The organism is Streptomyces sp. NPDC050388 (genome assembly GCF_040655635.1).
In the GTDB taxonomy this organism is placed as follows: Bacteria; Actinomycetota; Actinomycetes; order Streptomycetales; family Streptomycetaceae; genus Streptomyces.
The window spans coordinates 1-3,402 of record NZ_JBFAKH010000217.1 but is presented as its reverse complement, the minus strand read 5'-3'; the positions used below and the strand labels follow the sequence as shown (position 1 = coordinate 3,402).

Annotated in this window: 1 protein-coding gene; it reads left to right on the top strand. The window is 74.3% G+C overall.

The window, feature by feature from the left end:
• The coding region (locus AB0I73_RS40745) for an SDR family NAD(P)-dependent oxidoreductase (protein ID WP_363045429.1) at positions 1-3,402 on the top strand (3,402 nt) is incomplete at both ends.

Here is a 3,402-nt window from a genome sequence, read left to right as displayed (position 1 = left end):
CAGCGCACCCGCTACTGGCCCGAGTCCCCGGCCGCCGTACTCGCCGAAGCCGTCGACCCCGAGGACGCCCGTTTCTGGGAAGCCGTCGAACAGGGCAACATCGCGGCTCTCGCGGACGCCTTCGCCCCCGCCGACGCGGAGCTGCTGGGTGCGGCCCTGCCCGCTCTCGCCAGCTGGCGCCGCCAGCGCCGCGCCGACTCGACCATCGACTCCTGGCGCTACCGCGTCACCTGGAAGCCGGGCGGCGCCACTCTCGACGCGCTCCTCACCGGGCGCTGGCTCGTCGTCGTACCGGACGTCCCGGCCGCCGACACCTCCGCCCTGGCCGACACCCTCACCGAGGGCCTCACCCGGCACGGCGCCGAGGCCGTCCGCGTCACCCTCGGCGAATTCACCGAACTCGCCGACACCGACGACGTCCACGGCATCCTCTCCCTCCTGGCCCTGGACACCGCTGTCCACCCCGAGCACCCGAGTGTGTCCGCCGGGCTGGCGGCCACGGTCACGCTGCTGCGCGCGCTGGCCGACGCCGATGCGACCGCACCGCTGTGGACCGTCACTCGCGGAGCGGTCTCCGTCGGTGTCTCGGACCGTACGGCCGATCCGGCGCAGAGCGCCGTCTGGGGCCTGGGCCGGGTCGCCGCGCTGGAGCTTCCCCAGGGATGGGGCGGGCTCGTCGACCTGCCCGCCGTCCTCGACGACCGCGGTGCGTCGCGCCTGTGCGGTGTGCTCGCCGCCGCGGGCGACGAGGACCAGTGGGCCGTACGGGACTCCGGCGCATACGTGTGCCGCCTGACCCGCTCCCCGCTCGGCGGCCGCCAAGGCTCCCGTTCCTGGACCCCGCGCGGCACCGTCCTCGTCACCGGTGGCACCGGCGCGATCGCCGCGCACGTCGCCCGCCGACTCGCCGAAACCGGCGCCGAGCACCTCGTGCTCACCAGCCGCCGCGGCCTCGACGCGCCCGGCGCGCCCGAGCTGCGCGACGAACTCACCGCGCTGGGCGCCCGCGTCACCGTCACCGCCTGCGACGTCGCCGATCGGGAGGGCCTGCGGGCCCTCGTCGACGGGCTGCGCGAGGCGGGCGAGACGATCACCGCGGTCCTGCACGCGGCCGGTGCCGACCGGACCGACGAAATCCTCACCCTCGACGCCGGGCGACTCCACGAGGTCATGGCCGCCAAGGCCCTGGGCGCCGCGCACCTCGACGAGCTGTTCGACGACGACTCGCTCGACGCGTTCGTCCTGTTCTCCTCCAACTCCGGTGTCTGGGGCAGCGGTGGCCACGCCGCCTACGCCGCCTCCAACGCGTACCTCGACGGTCTCGCCGTCAGCCGCCGCGCCCGCGGTCTGGCCGCCACCTCCATCGCCTGGGGCGCCTGGGACGGCGGCGGCATGTCCGGCGGCGACGCCGGTGAGCAGCTCGCCCGCCGCGGCCTCGTCGCCATGCCGACCGATCTGGCCATCGAGGCGCTGCGCCAGGCCGTCGAGCACGAAGAGACGTGTGTGAGCATCGCCGGCATGGACTGGGAGCGGTTCGCCCCTGTCTACGCCATGTCCAGGCCTCGCCCGCTGATCGCCGACATACCCGAGGCCCAGCGCGCGCTCGTACCCGAGGACGACGCGGCCCAGGACACCCGTCACCACACCTCCGTGCTGCGCGGCAGGCTCGACGGGCTGTCCGCCGCCGAGCAGGAGCGTCTGCTCCTTGACCTCGTACGGAGCGAGGCCGCCGCGGTCCTCGGCCACCAGGACGTGGAAGCCGTCCAGTCCGGCCGGGCCTTCCGGGAGCTCGGCTTCGACTCCCTCACGGCTGTCGAACTCCGCAACCGTCTCACCGAGGCCACCGGCCTCAAGCTGCCCACCACGCTCGTCTTCGACCACCCCAACGCCACCCGCCTCGCCACGTACCTGCGTGACGAGCTCCTCGGCGTCCGGGCCACGGCCCCGGCCGTGGTCCGGGCCACCGGCTTCGCGGACGACGAGCCGATCGCGATCGTCGGCATGGCCTGCCGCTACCCTGGCGGCGTCGCCTCCCCCGACGACCTGTGGCATCTCGTCGCCGAAGGCACCGACGGCATGGGCGCCTTCCCCGCCGACCGCGGCTGGGACCTGAACGCCATCTACGACCCGGACGGCCGCCCCGGCGCCTCGTACGTCGCCGAAGGCGGATTCGTCGCAGGCGCAGGCCACTTCGACCCGGCGTTCTTCGGCATCTCGCCGCGCGAGGCCCTAGCCATGGACCCGCAGCAGCGGCTCCTGCTGGAGACCTCGTGGGAGGCCTTCGAGCACGCGGGCATCGACCCGACGACGCTGCACGGCAGCCGCACGGGCATCTACGCCGGCACCAACGGCCAGGACTACGCTCCCCTGCTGATGGCCTCCGCCGAGGGCGCCGACTCCACCCTCACCAGCAACGCGGCCAGCGTCCTGTCCGGCCGTGTCTCCTACACCCTGGGCCTCGAAGGCCCGGCTGCGACCATCGACACCGGCTGCTCGTCCTCCCTGGTCGCGCTGCACCTTGCGGCCCAGGCCCTGCGCCGGGGCGAGTGCGACCTGGCACTCGCGGGCGGTGTCACCGTCATGTCGACCCCGATGTCGTTCACCGAGTTCTCCCGCCAGCGGGGCATGGCCGCCGACGGCCGGGTCAAGGCGTTCGCGGACGCCGCGGACGGCACCGGCTGGGGCGAGGGTGTCGGCATGCTGCTCGTGGAGCGGCTGTCCGACGCGCGCCGCAACGGCCACCAGGTCCTCGCCGTCGTGCGCGGCTCGGCGATCAACCAGGACGGCGCGTCCAACGGCCTGACCGCCCCCAACGGCCCGTCGCAGCAGCGGGTCATCCGCGCCGCGCTCGCCGACGCGGGCCTGGCCGCCGCCGATGTGGACGTGGTGGAGGCGCACGGCACCGGCACGACGCTGGGCGACCCGATCGAGGCGCAGGCGCTGCTGGCCACCTACGGCCAGGAGCGGCCGGAGGACGGCAGCCCGCTGTGGCTGGGCTCGATCAAGTCGAACATCGGCCACACCCAGGCCGCCGCCGGCGTCGCCGGCATCATCAAGATGGTCATGGCGATGCGCCACGGCACGCTGCCGGTGACCCTGCACGTGGACCGACCGTCCACCAAGGTCGACTGGTCGGCGGGCGCGGTGGAACTGCTCACCGAAGCCCAGGAGTGGCGGGGAGCGGACGACCGTCCGCGCCGGGCCGGTGTGTCGTCGTTCGGTGTGAGCGGCACCAACGCGCACATCATCCTGGAACAGGCTCCGGCGGAGACCTCCGCCACCGCCGTGACCGCGGAGAGCTCCGCGCCGACGACCGCCGTGCCGTGGGTGCTGTCCGCCAAGAGCGAGCAGGCGCTCGCGGCGCAGGCCGACCGGCTGCTCGCCCACCTCCGTGACCACCCC